This is a genomic window from Chryseobacterium paridis (assembly GCF_016595215.1).
Classification (GTDB): domain Bacteria; phylum Bacteroidota; class Bacteroidia; order Flavobacteriales; family Weeksellaceae; genus Chryseobacterium; species Chryseobacterium paridis.
In genome coordinates, this window is record NZ_JAENHK010000010.1 from 1,234,888 (window position 1) to 1,252,075 (window position 17,188).

The 17,188-nt window shown below is 35.0% G+C and carries 19 protein-coding genes; 9 read left to right on the plus strand and 10 right to left on the minus strand.

Features of this window, described 5'->3' with window-relative positions:
• Nucleotides 1-334: 334 nt before the first annotated feature.
• From JHL15_RS15080 to tpx, 5 genes are all read right to left on the minus strand, one after another.
• Nucleotides 335-739, minus strand: coding sequence for a glyoxalase superfamily protein (locus JHL15_RS15080; RefSeq protein WP_200247028.1), 405 nt, complete (start codon nucleotides 737-739; stop codon nucleotides 335-337).
• 8 nt (nucleotides 740-747) lie between these two features.
• On the minus strand, nucleotides 748-1,095 hold the full coding sequence (locus JHL15_RS15085) for a VOC family protein (RefSeq protein WP_200247030.1): 348 nt from the start codon (nucleotides 1,093-1,095) through the stop codon (nucleotides 748-750).
• An 82-nt stretch (nucleotides 1,096-1,177) separates the two neighbouring features.
• On the minus strand, nucleotides 1,178-1,867 hold the full coding sequence (locus tag JHL15_RS15090; RefSeq protein ID WP_200247032.1) for an alpha/beta hydrolase: 690 nt from the start codon (nucleotides 1,865-1,867) through the stop codon (nucleotides 1,178-1,180).
• A 66-nt stretch (nucleotides 1,868-1,933) separates the two neighbouring features.
• Complete coding sequence (locus JHL15_RS15095) at nucleotides 1,934-2,506, minus strand: Crp/Fnr family transcriptional regulator (RefSeq protein WP_200247035.1); 573 nt, start codon at nucleotides 2,504-2,506, stop codon at nucleotides 1,934-1,936.
• Nucleotides 2,507-2,599: 93 nt separating this feature from the next.
• Nucleotides 2,600-3,097: a thiol peroxidase gene (tpx, locus tag JHL15_RS15100; protein WP_200247037.1), complete on the minus strand. Its 498-nt coding sequence runs from the start codon at nucleotides 3,095-3,097 to the stop codon at nucleotides 2,600-2,602.
• 169 nt (nucleotides 3,098-3,266) lie between these two features.
• Here tpx and JHL15_RS15105 point away from each other — a divergent pair, with 169 nt between their 5' ends.
• Nucleotides 3,267-5,486, plus strand: a complete 2,220-nt coding sequence (locus tag JHL15_RS15105; RefSeq protein WP_200247039.1) for an NADP-dependent isocitrate dehydrogenase — start codon at nucleotides 3,267-3,269, stop codon at nucleotides 5,484-5,486.
• A gap of 354 nt (nucleotides 5,487-5,840) precedes the next feature.
• On the opposite strand, the gene JHL15_RS15110 is transcribed toward JHL15_RS15105, so the two are convergent.
• A complete protein-coding gene (locus JHL15_RS15110; protein WP_200247041.1) occupies nucleotides 5,841-6,176 on the minus strand; it encodes a winged helix-turn-helix transcriptional regulator in 336 nt (111 codons plus the stop codon).
• Nucleotides 6,177-6,262: 86 nt separating this feature from the next.
• Here JHL15_RS15110 and JHL15_RS15115 point away from each other — a divergent pair, with 86 nt between their 5' ends.
• From JHL15_RS15115 to JHL15_RS15145, 7 genes are all read left to right on the plus strand, one after another.
• A complete protein-coding gene (locus tag JHL15_RS15115; RefSeq protein ID WP_234047784.1) occupies nucleotides 6,263-7,009 on the plus strand; it encodes an SDR family oxidoreductase in 747 nt (248 codons plus the stop codon).
• Between the two features lie 165 nt (nucleotides 7,010-7,174).
• Entirely contained in the window at nucleotides 7,175-8,170 is a 996-nt protein-coding gene (locus JHL15_RS15120) for a heme-binding domain-containing protein (RefSeq protein WP_200247043.1), read from the plus strand.
• Nucleotides 8,167-8,610 (plus strand): hypothetical protein, encoded by a 444-nt coding sequence (locus JHL15_RS15125; protein WP_200247045.1) that lies wholly within the window; start codon nucleotides 8,167-8,169, stop codon nucleotides 8,608-8,610. Before JHL15_RS15120 ends, JHL15_RS15125 begins: the two co-directional genes overlap by 4 nt.
• 116 nt (nucleotides 8,611-8,726) lie before the next feature.
• Nucleotides 8,727-9,740, plus strand: a complete 1,014-nt coding sequence (locus JHL15_RS15130; RefSeq protein WP_200247047.1) for a sensor histidine kinase — start codon at nucleotides 8,727-8,729, stop codon at nucleotides 9,738-9,740.
• Nucleotides 9,721-10,488, plus strand: coding sequence for a LytR/AlgR family response regulator transcription factor (locus JHL15_RS15135; protein WP_200247050.1), 768 nt, complete (start codon nucleotides 9,721-9,723; stop codon nucleotides 10,486-10,488). The genes JHL15_RS15130 and JHL15_RS15135 overlap by 20 nt, the downstream gene beginning before the upstream one ends.
• A 119-nt stretch (nucleotides 10,489-10,607) precedes the next feature.
• Nucleotides 10,608-11,387 carry a DUF1223 domain-containing protein gene (locus JHL15_RS15140; protein ID WP_200247052.1) on the plus strand — a complete coding sequence of 260 codons (780 nt, stop codon included), beginning with the start codon at nucleotides 10,608-10,610 and terminating at the stop codon, nucleotides 11,385-11,387.
• Between the two features lie 59 nt (nucleotides 11,388-11,446).
• On the plus strand, nucleotides 11,447-11,839 hold the full coding sequence (locus JHL15_RS15145; RefSeq protein WP_200247054.1) for a DoxX family protein: 393 nt from the start codon (nucleotides 11,447-11,449) through the stop codon (nucleotides 11,837-11,839).
• 183 nt (nucleotides 11,840-12,022) lie between these two features.
• Here JHL15_RS15145 and JHL15_RS15150 read toward each other — a convergent pair whose 3' ends face one another.
• From JHL15_RS15150 to JHL15_RS15160, 3 genes are all read right to left on the minus strand, one after another.
• Nucleotides 12,023-13,012: an MBL fold metallo-hydrolase gene (locus tag JHL15_RS15150; protein WP_200247056.1), complete on the minus strand. Its 990-nt coding sequence runs from the start codon at nucleotides 13,010-13,012 to the stop codon at nucleotides 12,023-12,025.
• 133 nt (nucleotides 13,013-13,145) lie between these two features.
• A complete protein-coding gene (locus tag JHL15_RS15155) occupies nucleotides 13,146-14,147 on the minus strand; it encodes an aldo/keto reductase (protein WP_200247058.1) in 1,002 nt (333 codons plus the stop codon).
• A gap of 87 nt (nucleotides 14,148-14,234) precedes the next feature.
• Nucleotides 14,235-15,140: a helix-turn-helix domain-containing protein gene (locus JHL15_RS15160; protein WP_200247060.1), complete on the minus strand. Its 906-nt coding sequence runs from the start codon at nucleotides 15,138-15,140 to the stop codon at nucleotides 14,235-14,237.
• Between the two features lie 623 nt (nucleotides 15,141-15,763).
• Here JHL15_RS15160 and JHL15_RS15165 point away from each other — a divergent pair.
• Nucleotides 15,764-16,009: a GNAT family N-acetyltransferase gene (locus tag JHL15_RS15165; protein WP_234047785.1), complete on the plus strand. Its 246-nt coding sequence runs from the start codon at nucleotides 15,764-15,766 to the stop codon at nucleotides 16,007-16,009.
• Between the two features lie 2 nt (nucleotides 16,010-16,011).
• Here the strand turns inward: JHL15_RS15165 and JHL15_RS15170 are convergent, their stop codons facing one another.
• Nucleotides 16,012-17,109, minus strand: coding sequence for an MBL fold metallo-hydrolase (locus JHL15_RS15170; protein WP_200247064.1), 1,098 nt, complete (start codon nucleotides 17,107-17,109; stop codon nucleotides 16,012-16,014).
• Nucleotides 17,110-17,188: the final 79 nt, after the last annotated feature.

The following is a 17,188-nucleotide window of genomic DNA, read 5'->3' on the forward strand; positions in this document are numbered from 1 at the left end:
TACACAAATCTTCACAAATGAATTGGGGCTAAAGCCAAATATTGAGGACATTTAATTGAAAACGGACTAAAGCCCGTTTCTATTGATAGTAAACAATATTGGATAAATGATAATAGCTCAATCGATACTATTTTTTCATTTAAATAAACGTTGAGATTCTTCACTCCGCTTACACTGCGTTCTGAAATCGGAGATTAGACGGAGTCAATGACAAAAATTAATACGCTTAATCAATCCAAATCTTTTAATCGTTTAATCTTTTAATCTTTAAATCTTTTAATGTTTCAACCAAAAGCATTGTGCCATTTGTGAAAAACATTTGTGTAATTAGTGTTTAATCTACTGAATAAAACTCCAATCCTCCATGCTTCTCTTCATCAAATTTTTCATTGAAAACAATTTTATTCCCAAAAGGATCATTAACCGTGAAAGAAACTGCATCATAAAATGTTTTTTCCAATCCAGGTCTGTTATATTTATATTTCTTATCAATCAGTTCTTTGTGATAATCCGCGACTCCTTCTCCCCAGATAAAAACACTACTTCCGGGGCTTGCATCTCCATGATGTTCACTTAAATGAAAAGTGATGTTTCCTTTTTTCACCTCCATATATACAGGAGTATTCTCTTCAAAATGGTGCTCCCATATAATTTCGAAACCCAACCAATCCATATAAAACTCAATGGTTTTCTGGTAATCAAAAATTCTTAGAATAGGAATAACTTGTTCTGCTTTCATAGTTATATTTATTGATGTGAAAGAATATTAATTAATTTTCCAAATGGATCTTTAACAAAAAATCTACGAACTCCCCAATCTTCATTTGTAAGATCATAAGCTATTTCAAATCCCGAATTTTTCATTTTTTTATAAATAACATCTACATCATCTACATCAATAGATAAATCAGGAACAGGAGTATTATTTCCACCTTGATTTGCAAAACTTATCTGAACTTTCGATTCTTCATCAGTACCGAATGTTTTGATCCAGCCATGATCCATTATTATTTCAAGTCCTAAAATATCATGATAAAAATGATCTGCCTGAGACAAATCTTCAGTTTTGATGTTAGCTACAATTCTTTTGACCATATGATTAAATCTCTATAATTAAAAAGCCTTGTGAAGATACGTAGAATCATCACAAGGCTTATAGCAATTTTTACAAATTATTTTATAGTGCTGCAGCAGCTTCTAAAATCAACTGGGTGACATCATTTGGATGGGATGCTAATGACGCATGTCCAGCATCCAAAGAAATTATTTTTTTTGGATTCATACGTTCTGCCATTTCTTTTTCAGTTTCAGCAGGAATCATGCGATCTTTCAATGAAATCTGATACCAGCTTGGTTTTGTTTTCCATGCAGGTTCACCCGCTTCATCACCAAAACACTGGCTATGAATTGGTTTTTGCGATAGTGACATTACTAAAGCTTTTTCATCATCTAAATCCTGGCAAAAAGCAGACTGGAATTCATCGTATTTAATCCACAAAAAGCCTTTACTGTCCGGATATATACTCGCTCCACCCGGAGATTCTCTTCTTCCTAAAAGAGCTCCTAAGCTGTCTCCGGCATCCGGTGCAAAAGCCGCAATATAGACCAGACCTGCAACTTTGTCGTGATTTCCGGCTCCTGAAATTACCGCTCCACCATAAGAATGTCCAACTAATAATACTTTCCCTTCCTGGGCATCAATCAAATCCTTTGTTTTATTAATATCATCTTGAAGCGTAGTTAAGGGGTTTTGAACACTTCTTACTTTATACCCTGCTTTTGTAAGTGAAGGGATAACATACTGCCAATGTGAGCCATCTCCCCATGCTCCGTGTACCAAAATAATGGTTAAATCTTTTTGATCCATAATTGTAATTTTAAGTTTGACATTAGTAAAACTACGTTCTTAAAATTCAAAAGACGTTAACTTAAGTTAATTAATAATCCGGCTTCTTATCCTACTCAAAGATTGCTCTGTTACTCCAAGATAACTTGCTATGTGTTTCTGCGCTATTTTCTGAACAAGAACAGGTTCTCTTTTTAAAAGATTGAGGTATCTGTTTTCAGGAGAATAGCATAATAGATCATCGATCCTCTTTTTAGCATCCAGATAAATTTTCTCAGTCATAATTCTTCCAAACTTCTGCCAATAAGCATCTTTTTTATACAACTGCTGGAGGTCGTCTTTACTCAAAAGCAGAATTTCACAATTTTCTATTGCCTGAATATTCATATTGGAAACAGTATCACAAAGAATACTCTCGTAATCTGTAAAAAATTCATTTTCAAAGTAAAAACCAAAGTTGATTTCACGCCCCTGATCATTAATATAAAAGCTTCTGATAGTCCCACTTTTAATAAATCCCAGATATTTGCATTTGTCTCCTTGCTTAAGAAAAAAATCAGATTTTAAGAGCCTGGTATTTTTAAGTAATGAAAAAAATTCATCGAAATGTTCCTGATCTACTTGAAATTGCTCTCCATAGTTTTTGTAATTGTCTGACATAATTTATTTTTCATTTTGTTATTTGTGTATTTTGAATTCAAAAAAAGCCTTGCAAAAATGAATCTACAAGGCTAATAAAAAAAATATTTTTAATTATTTCAATGCTTCTAAAGCAGCAGTATAATTGGGTTCGTTTACAATTTCAGGAACCTGCTCTGTATATACAACCTTATTATTTTCGTCAGTAACGATTACAGCACGACTTAGTAGGCCTTTCAATGGAGAATCGGTAATTGTCACTTCATAATCATCACCAAAACTGCTTCTGAAATCAGAAAGTGTTTCTACGTTATTCAACCCTTCAGCAGCACAAAATCTTCCTAATGCAAATGGCAAATCTTTAGAAACATTAATTACAACAGTATTATCTAAGCTCGAAGCTTCTTCGTTGAATTTTCTTGCTGATGCTGCACAAGTTCCTGTATCTATACTAGGGAAAATATTGAACACTTTTTTCTTACCTTCAAAATCTGATAAAGTTTTAATACCTAATCCTGAATCAACCAAAGCAAAATCTTTGATGGTGTTTCCAACTGAAGGTAAATTACCTAATGTATGAACTTCGTTTCCTTTTAATGTTATATTAGACATAATCTATTTTTTTACGGTTTTTCAAATTTACTTAAAATCGCTATTTTTTCGTTCAAACAAAGGTTAAATAATTCTTAAAGTGCAAAAACTTATTTAGGTTTAATCTAAAAAAATTAAATTTTAACTAAATTTGTGGGAGTTAAAAAATCAAATAATAAATAACAGTATAATGTCAGAAAAATCAAAAATCTATTACACATTGACGGATGAGGCTCCAATGTTGGCTACACATTCATTTTTACCTATCGTAAAGGCATTTACAAAATCAGCAAATATTGAAATTGCAGTTCCGGATATATCTTTAGCAGGAAGAATTCTAGCTAACTTCCCGGAATTCTTAAATGAAGATCAGAGAATCGGTGATGCTTTGGCTGAATTAGGTCAATTAGCTACAACACCTGATGCCAATATCATCAAGTTACCTAATATTTCTGCTTCTGCCCCCCAATTGGATGGAGCTATTGCAGAATTACAATCAAAAGGTTTTGCCGTTCCAAATTATCCTGCTGAACCTAAAAATGATGAGGAAAAAGCAATTAAAGCTAAATATGCAAAAGTTTTAGGAAGTGCTGTAAACCCTGTACTAAGAGAAGGAAATTCTGACAGACGTGCTCCAAAAGCTGTTAAAAACTACGCAAAAGCAAACCCACACAGAATGGGTGACTGGGCTTCAGATAGCAAAACTGATGTAGCTCACATGAATAACGGAGATTTCTATGGTACTGAAACTTCTACCACTCTTGAAAATGCTACAAAATATAAAATCGTATTCAAAGGAAACGACGGTTCTGAAAAATTATTGAAGGATTTCGCCAGCTTACAGGCTGGAGAAGTTATTGATTCTTCAGTAATGAATCTTAATGCTTTAAAATCTTTTGTACAGGAAGCTATCGAAGAAGCTAAAAACAGAAATGTTCTTCTTTCTGCTCACCTGAAAGCTACAATGATGAAAATCTCTGACCCAATCATTTTCGGGGCAATCGTAGAGACTTTCTTTAAAGATGTATTTACAAAATACGCTGATACTTTCAAGTCTTTAGATATCAACCCAAATAACGGTCTTGCTGACCTTTATGAAAAGATCAAAGGAAATGCTCAGGAAGCTGAAATTAAGGCAGCTATTGACACTGCTTTAGCTAACGGACCAAGAGTAGCGATGGTTAATTCTGACAAAGGGATTACCAACTTCCACGTTCCTTCTGATATTATTGTTGATGCATCAATGGCTGCATTAGTAAGAGGTGGAGGTAAGATGTGGAATAAGGAAGGTAAAGAAGAAGATACTGTGGCGATCATTCCGGACCGTTCTTATGCTGGTTTCTATCAGGCTGTAATCGATGATATGAGAGCTCATGGTAAACTAGATCCTACTACAATGGGTTCTGTTCCAAACGTAGGTCTTATGGCTCAAAAAGCTGAAGAATATGGTTCTCACGATAAAACTTTCCAGGCTACTGCTGACGGGACAATTGAAGTTCAGGATGAAGCTGGAAATATTCTTCTTTCTCAAAAAGTAGAAAAGAGTGATATCTTCAGAATGTGTCAGACTAAAGACGCTCCTATCCAGGATTGGGTAAAACTGGCTGTAAACAGATCAAGACTTTCTGATACACCAGCAATCTTCTGGTTAGACAAAGGAAGAGCTCATGATAGAGAAATCATCAAAAAAGTAGAAAAATATTTAAAAGATTATGATACTACAGGATTAGATATCAGAATCCTTGATGTGAAAGATGCAATGACTGAAACGCTTAAAAGAGCAAGAGAAGGTAAAGATACAATCTCTGTTTCAGGAAATGTATTAAGAGATTACTTGACAGATCTTTTCCCGATTCTTGAATTAGGTACTTCTGCAAAAATGCTTTCTATAGTTCCTTTAATGAATGGTGGAGGTCTATTTGAAACAGGTGCTGGAGGTTCTGCTCCTAAGCATGTTGAACAGTTCCTTGAAGAAGGTTATTTAAGATGGGATTCTCTAGGTGAGTTCCTTGCTCTTCAGGCTTCTTTGGAACATTTAGCACAAACTCAAGGAAATACAAAATCTCAGGTTTTAGCAGATGCTTTAGATGAGGCTAATGCTAAATTCTTAGCAACTGATAAGTCTCCGGCCAGAAAAGTTGGACAAATTGATAACAGAGGATCTCACTTCTATTTGGCAATGTATTGGGCAGAAGCTTTAGCAAACCAGACTGCTGATGCTGAGATCGCTCAGAAGTTTAAGCCAGTTGCAGCTAGTATGCAGGAAAATGAAGCTGTAATCAATCAGGAATTAATAGCAGCTCAGGGTAAACCTCAAAACATTGACGGTTACTACAAAACTGACACCTATAAAACTTACGCAGCAATGAGACCAAGTACTGTTTTAAATGAAATTATTGATGGAATTTAATTTCCAGTTGATTATAAATAAAAGCTCCTTTTTAAGGAGCTTTTTTTATTTAAATAATTCAATTGTGGAATACATTTTAGTTTTTGGCTAAAGCCATAGGAAGGATTTATTTAAATTGAAAACGGGCTTTAGCCCGTTTCTATTGATAGGAATTAATAGACAAAGAGAAATATGTTCTATCAATTTTTAAATCTTTAAATTCTTTAATCTTACATAAAACCGTTGAGATTCTTCACTTCGTTCTGAAATCGAAGATTAGACGGAGTCAATGACAAAAATATTACGCTCAATCGCCCCCAATCTTTTAATCTTTAAATTCTTCAATCTTTAAATAAAAAATTAATAACCTTCCCTTTACTCACCCTCCACAATCACCTTCCGATGCTCTCTACCCCAACTAATCATTTCCATAATGATTTTCCCAAAAGTTCTGCAATAGTCGGTTGCTACATATTCTATTAAAACCGGAGTATCTGGATACACGTTTCGTGTCACCAGCTTATTCATCTCCATATCTTTTAATTCCTTTGAAAGCATTCTGGTTGTAATACCAGGAATACTGCGTTCTATTTCACGAAAACGTTTATTGCCATTACAAATCGCATTAATAACCGGAATACGCCACTTCCCTCCGATGAAATACAAAGTATCCTGTAATGCTCTGAGTTCTTCTGTCTGATCTCTTTCCATTGTGTAAAAATTAAGTTGATATACTCTGTGATACTGATTACAAAAGTATACCATTTTCACTATAACTTTGTCAAAAATTATAAAAAATGAATAAATTTAACAACAAGCTGGCGATCGTAACCGGTGGAAATAGTGGTATCGGATATGCCACAGCAAAGGAATTAATTGCAGAAGGAGCAAAAGTTATCATCACTGGAAGACGAAAGGATGCCGTTGATAAAGCTGCAGAAGAATTGGGAGCAATTCCATTCGTCGCTGATCAGGGAAAACTGGAGGATATTGATGTATTGAAAAAAGAAGTCGAGGATCGGTATGGAAAAGTTGATATTTTATTTATCAATGCAGGAATCACTGGAACACTCACATCTATCGAAAATATGGATATCAGTAATTTCGATAGTGTTATGGACATCAATTTCAGAGGAGCTTATTTTACTCTTAGCAAGCTTATCCCTTTATTAAATGACGGAGCATCCGTAGTATTCTTATCATCCATTGTCGCCTCTACCCATTATCCAAACAGTTCAGCTTATCAGGCAAGCAAAGCTGCTCTAAATTCAATTGCCAAAACGGCTGCTGCAGAATTAGCATCACGAAAAATCAGAGTGAACATGGTGAGCCCTGGTCCTACCAAGACTGAAATAATGAACAAAGCAGGACTTGATGATATTACTTTACAAAACATTCAGGAGCGTCTGATCAATGATATCCCTTTAAAGAAAATGGGAACTTCAGAAGATGTAGCCAAACTGGTCGCTTATTTATCTGATGACAACCAGGCTTCTTTTATTACTGGTACTGAGATCATCGTTGATGGAGGGATGGTATTGTAACAAAATATTTTTCAATTTTAAATACCGGAATAGTTTCCGGTATTTTGCATTTCATGTTCAGGGATCAAAATTCCACTTCACCCTTTAAATTGTCCGGTTTACCTTTCTTTACATTTCATTCCTTCTCTCCACGATCTACTTTTGAATCATAAAAATAAAACAATTATGGATTCAGTAAAGAAAACGAGAACCAAGAAACCTATAGCTATAGCATTTCTTACAATTTTAGGAATCTTCGCAGGACTACAGCTTTTTAGTCCTACAATAAAAGGTAAGCCTGTTACCGGCACTATTGAAGCACCCCATGAAGTAATTGCGATTCTGGAAAGATCATGCTTCAACTGTCATTCTAACGAACAAAAACTAAGCTGGTATGATAAGCTAGCTCCCATATCCTGGGGTGTAAAAAAAGATGTGGAAAGAGCAAGACAAGTAATGAACTTTTCTGAATGGTCGCAGGTCTCACCAGGAGAGCATAAAGGCAGAATGTATTCGATATTAAATATGATGCAAGCTGGAAAAATGCCTCTTCATGAATACACTTTATTGCATGCATCTGCAAAAGTTACACCCGCGGATATTGAAGTTATCAGAAAATATACTTTATCACTTTCCGGAAAAAGTCCGGCAACAACAAATAAGACAGAGGGAAAAGCTCTTCATCAGGCTATAAAGCCAACCACTGAAAGCCATTCAGGATTTCCTGTTTCACCAAATGGAGTTACATATACACCGGAATTTAAAAAGTGGAAAGTCATCAGCATGAGTACGCTATTTGACAATTCGATCCGTGTAATTTATGGAAACAGTATTGCTGTAAAGGCAGTTGAAACAGATAATTTTCACCCATGGCCAGATGGTAGTATTGTAGTAAAAGCTGTATGGAAGCAAGTTGAGTCTGCTGATGGAGAAATCAGACCAGGTGAATTTGTTAATGCTCAGTTTATGGTAAAGGATTCAAAAAAGTATACAGATACTGAAGGTTGGGGATTTGCCAAATTTTCAGGACAGGATCTTCATCCAACAGGAAAAACAGCATCATTTGCCAAAGAATCGTGTATTGCCTGCCATCGTCAGTTGGCAGAGCCAACCGGATATTTATTTGATGTTCCTATGAAAGTAAATACAAAAAGACTAATCGAAAAATTACAGAAAAAATGAGCAAAATAATATTAGCAATTTTAGGGAGCGTCCTGTTTTTAACAGCATGTAAGAATGAGGATCCTAATAGAGATCATATCCGATTGGTATTTGATGCCGGACAACTTCAGTTCATTTCGTCATCTTTAAATAAGAAAAAAGAAACAATGTCTGCACTTTATGGAAACAATAAGGCTCGTCAGTCTTTATCTACCCAAAGTGATCAGCCACAAGCAGGAACAAAAATGAAACTCGTTACCTGGAAGTATCATGAAAATCCCCAATACACCGGGGGGACCATTACAGGAGAGCTATTAAGTGTGGAAACCGTTGAAACCAACCAGAATGGAGCAACATCTTACCGTGTAGATACTGCTATTGAAAAAAAAGATGATCAGTTTCAAAATAAAGAACAGAGAATACAATATATATTGGGATATCACCCCGTCAATATGCCATAATTTCGTGTAAAAATCACGATATAATCTGGGATTGAATATCAGTCTCAGATTATATTTATTAAGAGATTATCATTAAAAAATATTAATTTAACATTTTTAAAATCCAACCCTTCTTAATGCAACAAGAAAAAATAAAAATATCGCAGGCTGTTATCTGGGTAAGTTCGATTGTTTTGGGAGTATTATCATCAGTTCCTCAGCTTGCTTCCCATGATTTTAATCTCATGGAAGCGATAGTTAATGCGGCCATTACCTCAGCTTTTGCAATTGTGATGTGGTATCTCAACATCTTTCTACTAAACCGCACTACTAAACGACGTCAGGGAATATCATATTCCAGACTCTTGATCATATTAGCAATGGGTATGGTGGTTATGTTTGGGTTGGCATGGATACAACAGCTCATTTTATCTCATATCAATTTTGGTCCGGTTATGCTTATGGTAGAAGTAAGAGGAATTCTTATTAACCTTATTTTCTATATGTTTTTAAACCTAGTACAACATAATTATACCGGCCAGCAAGTCCATCTCGAGCTGGAAAAAGTGAAAAGCGATAATCTGGGCGCTCAATATGAACTCTTGAAACAACAGGTGAATCCTCATTTTCTTTTTAACAGTTTAAATACATTGAAGTCTATGGTGGAAACACACGATGAAGAAACGGTTGATTTCATTATCAAGCTTTCTGATTTTTACCGCTTCACTCTGGAAAGCAGAAAACTTGACCTCATCACCGTAGAAGAAGAAATGAAAATCCTCAATTCTTATTTGTTCCTTCAGAAAGCCCGTTTTGGTGATGGCTTTACGTTTACGGACACACTTGATAAGGAAACTCTGAAAACCCTTATTCCTCCTTTCACCTTACAGCTATTGGTAGAAAACTGCATCAAACATAATATTGTTTCTCAAAGTAAGCCTTTACACATTAAAATCTCTGATGCTGACCATAAAATTATTATTGAAAATCCTATTCAGCGTAAAATAGTTCCCGAAGACTCATTAGGTGTTGGCTTAAATAATGTTAATATGCGCTACAAACATTTATTAAATCAAGAAATCAACATTTTAGACGACAATCAAATTTTTCAAATAAAACTACCCCTTATCCATGAATATCATCATCATTGAAGACGAATTCAGAGCAGCAAAATCTCTGCAAACCTTAATTAAAGAACTTAAACCTGAATCTACAATTACCGGAGTTTATGACAGCATAGAGTCCAGCGTTGAAGCTTTGTCTAATGATAGCAAGCCAGATCTTATCTTTATGGATATTCACCTTTCTGATGGGCTTTCTTTTGAGATCTTCAAGCAGGTGGATATTACTTGCCCGGTTGTATTCTGTACAGCATTTGATCAGTATATGTTAGATGCTTTTAAGAGTAAGGGTGTGGATTATGTTTTAAAACCTTTTTCACGGGATGACATTGCTGAAGCCTTAAGAAAAGTAGATGAACTCAAAAAGTTCTTTCAAAAAACAGAAATTCCTGAGCTGGAAGCGTTATTACAAAAGATAACACAACCACAAGCTACTACAAAAAGCAGTTTCCTGGTTTTTAAAAATCAAAAATATACGACCATTCTTACGGAAAACATTGCTTATTTCTACATTCATAATGAAATGACCCATCTGGTTACTTTTGACAAACAGCAATTTTCACTTACTCAATCATTGGGGCAAGTTGCTGAACAAGTTTCTCCCAAACAGTTTTTCAGAGTGAACAGGCAGTACATTGTCAATTTCACTGCTATTAAAGAGATGGAACATTATTTCCAGCGCAAAATTTATGTAAAATTGGTAATTGACACTCCGGAAAAGCTTCTGATCAACAAAGAAAAGACCCATAGCTTTTTTTCCTGGTTAGAAGACCGTTAATAAAGCTTATGTCTTAAACATATATTTTTCAGGGTTCACTATTCGATTTGTCTGGTTGAGCCCTTTTTTCATTTTTTAGCATCCCACAGGTATCTACTTTTGAATAAAAATTAAAAGAAATGATATCTAAAAAACTTTTCATAGTAGGAGCATTTGTAGCTTTATTATTTACAATCTCCGCCTTTGTGCAAAAAGATAAGACTGACGAAAGTCTTAGAAACAGATCAACTGATAAAAGCAATGGTTTTGCCGTGCTGGAACTTTTTACTTCAGAAGGATGTTCAAGTTGTCCACCCGCAGATGCCTTAATGGGTCAAATTAAGGAAAGTAATAAAGATCAGCCCATATACATCCTGGCATATCACGTTGATTATTGGAACCGCCTGGGTTGGAAAGACCGTTTCAGTACCTCCGAAAATTCGGCTCGACAACAACAGTACAGCAGAACACTGGATTCTCAGGTTTATACTCCACAGCTTGTGGTAAATGGGAAACAACAGTTTGTAGGTTCCGATAAAGAAGCAATAGAAAATTCTATTCTTAACGCTTTAAGCCATGGAGCCAACAGTACGGTGGATTTGAAAGCACAATCCAATTCTAATAACATTTCAGTCAATTACAAAGTTTCAGGAAATGACTCTCAAAATAAGCTTTTGATCACACTGGTTCAGAAAAAGGCATCAACCAATGTAGCAAAAGGAGAAAACGAGGGCCGACATTTAGAACATTGGCAGATCGTTCATAAACAGCAGCAAGTCTCTTTAAAAAACAGTTTGGAGGGCAGTACAAACTTTTCAATTCCTGAAAAATTTAATACTACTGACTGGGAAATCATAGGATTTATTCAAAATGCAAAAACTGGACAGATTACCGGGGCTTCAAAAGCGATATTCAACTAAACATACAGGTGTAAAAACAACTTAAGACAATTATAACAACAATTTAAAATAATAAAAAAATGAAAACAAAAACAACAAAAATCATCTTTTGGTCAGGCGCTATTTTTATGTCACTATGGTTTGGAGCAAGCGGTTTCTTTGAACTAACCAAAAACCCTGTAGTATGGGATATTACACAACAATTGGGATATCCACCACACTTTATCTATATACTCGGCGTCTTTAAACTGGCAGGAGTTATAGTACTTCTACTTCCGAACAGATTATTGAGATTAAAGGAATGGGTATTCGCCGGAATGTTTTTCGACATTACTTTTGCCTTCTTCTCCAAAATCGCAGTTCTTGGGCTTCCATCAACAATAGATGCGGTTGTAGCATTTACTGTACTTTCAATTACTTATCTGATGTTCAGAAAAATGTATAGCCCTGAATTGATCTTTAATGAAATATAGGGTTACTTACATCTTTAATAATGATAAATCCTCTCGATTCTGAGAGGATTTATTCTTTAAAATATATTAGTTGACTTCTAATAGTGCGTCACTTCGAGTAGATTTTGAAAAAATTGTATCGAGAAGTTTTAAAAATTCATTTGCCCAATTAACTTTTGGGGATTTAAACTCCCTCTTTCTGTTTTAATTCATAAAAGATTCCGGAATCCATTCAAATGCATATGCTTTCTTCTTAGTAAAACCTAAGCCTGGCCACGGCAAATGATAGGCAAAAGCTCTGGATCTCGTTTCAGCTAATTGTGTCAGTATTTTCTTTCTTGAAGCTATTGCTATATCCAGATCGGTATCTCCAAAATATCCCCAGTCCGGATGTGGAAATAAAACAACATCAGAATGCATCAGATCTGCGATGTATAATAGTTTCTCATTGCCGGAAGCTATTGTAACCAAAGTAAGGCCAGGTGTATGCCCGGGAGCCAATTGAAAGCTGAAATGATCATACAATGATTTCTCCAATTCATAAAATTTCAACCTTGGTTGTATCACTTTTAAAATATTCTGAATTCCTGGAATAATCTGATTAAGAAATTCCGGTTGATCCTTTAATGCACTATTGCTGAAACCTTTAATCGTCGCCTTCATCCAGAAATCGTATTCAATTTTTGAAATAAACAATTGAGCATTCGGGAAAACCAATTTGTTTTGTTTATCTACAACTCCACCGATGTGATCCGGATGGGCATGAGAAATAAATACATCTGTAATATCTGCAGGTGAAAAGCCAGCCTTTTTAAGGCTTTTTAATAAAAATCCAGTTCTGGGATCTGCAAAAATTCCCATCCCACTATCCATTAATATAAGCTTGCTTTTTGTTTTTACCAATAGGACATTCATTGCCATGTCTATAGAATGTTCTGACCGAAAATTATCCTTCAGGATTGCTTTTAATTCTGATACACTCCCACGAGGTGCAAAAGAATTCAGATTTTCCTCATGAATAAATCCATCGGTTAGAATAAACAATTCTAAATCTCCTAGTTTTATTTGTTTAACACCTGAAAGATCATCCTCTGCGACAGGCAATTTCTTATCCACTGCTAAAGTGCTTGAAAAAGGAATGACACTAAAAGCTCCTGCTAAAAGTCCATTTTTTAAAAGTTCTCTTCTATTCATAATTAATAATGTGATTTTGTAATTTTAATACAAAAACCCGATACAAAAATGGATTTCTATCTGTATCGAGGTTTATTGTGAGTTCAAAAAAATTGGATTTCTGAATACTCAGAAATCCAAACTTTAAACTCTTTTAATTATTTACCAATTTCATTGAACCTTCACTATACCTTTCTCCGATATTAGGATATTTCTTTAAAATGGCATCGATAGTATCTAAATCAGATTTGGAAAGCTCTACATTAATAGCAGCTACATTTTCTTCGAGATATTTAATTCGTTTCGTTCCAGGAATAGGAATAATATCATCTCCCTGACTTAATACCCATGCTAATGCAAGCTGTGTTCCTTTAACACCTTTTGAAGCAGCAAACTCATTAAATTCTTTGACCAACTTTCTGTTATTCTCAAGGCTTTCTTCCTGATAACGTGGCAATGATTTTCTGAAATCATCATCTCCAAAATTCTGAACTTCATTAATGTTTGCAAAAAGTCCTCTTGCCAGTGGAGAATAAGAAACCAAAGAGATACCTAACTCTCTTATGGTTGGTAAAATTTCTTTTTCGACATCTTTCGTTAAAATAGAGTATTCTGACTGTAAAGCAGTAATAGGATGAATTTTATTTGCTTTTCTAATAGATTCTGCTGAAGCTTCAGATAGACCAATATATTTTACTTTCCCTGCTTTTACAAGCTCTGCCATTGCTCCCACTGTTTCTTCAACAGGAACATTGGGATCTACTCTATGAGCATAATACAGATCTATCGTATCGATTTTCAATCGTTGAAGGCTTAAGTCTACTGCTTGTCTGATCCATTCGGGAGAACCATCAAAATAAGTCCCCGGAGCACCACTATGGCTTGCTTTACCATCTTTAAATCGAAACCCAAACTTTGTAGCTATAAAGATCTTATCCCGGTTAGGAACTAAAACTTTGGAAATTAATTTTTCATTCTCTCCATTCGCATACATATCCGCAGTATCCCAGAAATTAACACCCAGGTCCAAAGCCTTGTGTAATGTATTGATGTTTTCCTGTTCATCTGCAGGACCGTACGCAAAGCTCATTCCCATACAGCCTAAACCGATTGTAGATAGCTGCTCCCCTGTGTTTCCTAATTTTCTAAATTTCATGATTGATTGTGATTTAAATTATAGGAACAAAATTATAACAACATTCATCAGCTTTTCATATAGAATTCAAACGATAAATTATAAAATTCAAACAAGGTCACTTCTTAACGCATTAGGAGTGCTTCCCGTTTGTTTCTTAAAATAATTGGTAAAATACGCGGGTTCTTCAAACCCTAGACCATAGGCGATTTCTGAAATGTTCCAATCCGTATGCTTTAGAAGAGCATTAGCTTCCTGAATAATCCTGGATGTAATTTGCTGTGTCGTTGTTTTTCCTGTGATCTCTTTCACAGAACGGTTAAGCGAATTAACATGAATGGATAGACTTTCAGCATAATCGTTAGGAGATTTAAGCTTAAGATATACTTCCGGACTATCTATAGGAAACTGTCTTTCTAGCAATTCCATGAATAATGACGCAACTCTTTGGGAAGCATTTTGATAATGTTCAAAATTTTCCGCGGGTTGCATTTTCATGGTCTCATGGATCAAAAGGTGCAGATAATTCCGAAGCATATCATATTTGTGAATATAATCAGAATCTATTTCTGTCATCATTTTTTGAAAGATATCTGAAACCGTTTTCTGCTGTTCTTCATTAATAAAGAAAACAGGAGTTCCTCCAATTTTAAAAAGCTGTGATTCCTGAAGGTTCCCTAGGCGGGTACCATTTTGAAGGAATTGATCCGTAAATAAGCAGAACCAACCTGCCTGATCATCACTTTCCGCTTCCCAGGAATAGGGAATCAGCGGATTGGAAAACAATAATGCAGGACTGTCGACCTTAAACCATTTATTAGCATAATGAAGTTTTCCTTTTCCAATGATCAATGAAACTTTATAAAAATCTCTTCTGCTATAGGGAGTATGCAATGAACAATTATCCCTGGAGAAGACATTGAAATGCCCCAATCCTGAATTCGAAAGACGCGCAGGAAAAACTTTTGCCTGGGTACGATTGTAAAATTCCTGTAATGATTCTGATGATTCCATAACACAAAGTTATAAAATTCAAACAACAATTTTAACCTGTAATAAAACAAAAAATGACTGATCTTACGAACAGCCACCAAAAAAAATTTGATTATATAGTGAAATGTGATTCTTTATTGCGCTCATGTCATTTCAATTAAAATGCCAAAGCATCAAAATCTCTGATCAATATTCATCATAGGGCTATAAACAACTGACAATGTAGGGAATAAATTTACTGGGTGAGATGCGGGGGTCGAGGTCCGGGGTATGAGGTTCGGGATTCGGGATGCGAGGTATGTGATGCGTTGCGGGGTTTGGGATGCGGGGTTTCGAGCTTAGCACAGTAAACATGGATTGTAGCTCGTAAAAGAATAATTATAATAACGACCATCAACAAACTCTCTACCCCTCAAACTCTACAACTCTATCACCCTACAACTCCCATTTTTCCATCTGAATTGCTTAACTGAAAAGAATATAAATTACGATCAAGCTCTTAAAAATTAACCTGTTGTATTGTTTTAATTTGTAATTTTAAAGAAGGGATCTTATTGTAAGACCCTACCGCTCATTCATTATTCAACCTAATCTCAATACTTATGGAAAATATAAAATTTGAAATATCTCCATATCAAGATGAATTGCAGATATTAATTGACGATAAGAAGGCTGGCTATATGTCCATGGCGATTGATGGCAGACAATTAATTGTATATTACACTAAACTTAATGAAGAACTCGAAGGCCATGGTTATGCCAAAATGCTTTTAGATGAATTGGTAAGATATGCAGAAGAGAAAGACCTTCTCATAGACCCTGAATGTGATTTTGTAAGACAGCAATTTGAAAATCACCCGAAAAGATACAAAGACATCTGGCACGCCTGAAACTAATCTTCCCACCAACTTTTGAACTGATTATCTGATCGGTTCAGGTCCACTATTTCACCAATCATAGGGGTAAGAATGTTCAAATTTCTCTCTCTGCCAAAACTTGCTATCTTTTTAAGCGGCTCGTTCCAAGGATGAAGAGCCAAGGCAAATTTTGAAGAATGAACAGGAATTATGTTTTTTGCATTGACTTCTATACTCGCCTGTATAACATCTTCAGGCAGTGCATGAATATATTTCCAGGCTTTATTATATTGTCCATTTTCCATGATAGCATAATCAAATGGCCCATACTTTTCACCGATCATTTTAAAATGTGTATCATAGCCACTATCTCCACCTAAAAAGATTTTCCTTGTTGGAGTTTCCAAGACATAAGAGGTCCATAATGTTCCATTTCTTTTTATTTTTCTTCCGGAGAAATGCCTTGCTGGTGTAAAGGTGATGGTAATGTCATTTTTCAAATCAGCAACACTTCCCCATTCTTCTTCTATCAGTTGATTTTCCTGATAACCCCATTTTTCAAAATGCGCTCCAACTCCCAATGGTACAATAACTTTCCCTACTCTATCTTTTATTTTTTTCACTGTAGGATAATCCAAATGGTCGAAATGATCGTGGGTTATAACCAGGTAATCAATAAAAGGAACATCTTCAGGTTTAAAAATATCTGATCCTGCAAATGCCTTGTTAAAGAATTTAAAAGGTGATCCATATGAGCTTAAAACAGGATCAATTAAAAAAGAAACTCCATCAGTTTGTATAAAATATGAAGAATGTCCTAACCAGATAAAAACATTCTGATCTTTCTGAATATTTTTTAAATCAGTATGTATAGACGGGATATTTTTCAACGGTTTTAAAAGTGGATCTTTTTTGGCTACAAAAAAATCATAGAGAACCTTAGGCATACTATATCCTTCTGCAAGAGATGGGGTATGGCTAATATTTTGGAACTGCTCATTTTTATAATGCTGTGATCTTTTCATTCTTTCTAACCTTTTCCCTTTAGGTTCAGCACCAAAAACATCTTGATTAGTTATTAAATAATAAGCCAGAATTAGTAAGATGGCTATTGCAATAAGTAAATACATCATTTGATCAAAATAAGCATCAAATGTATTAACTTTTACTATTAAATAAAAACATCTCCTCTTTAAACAACATGTTTATTTA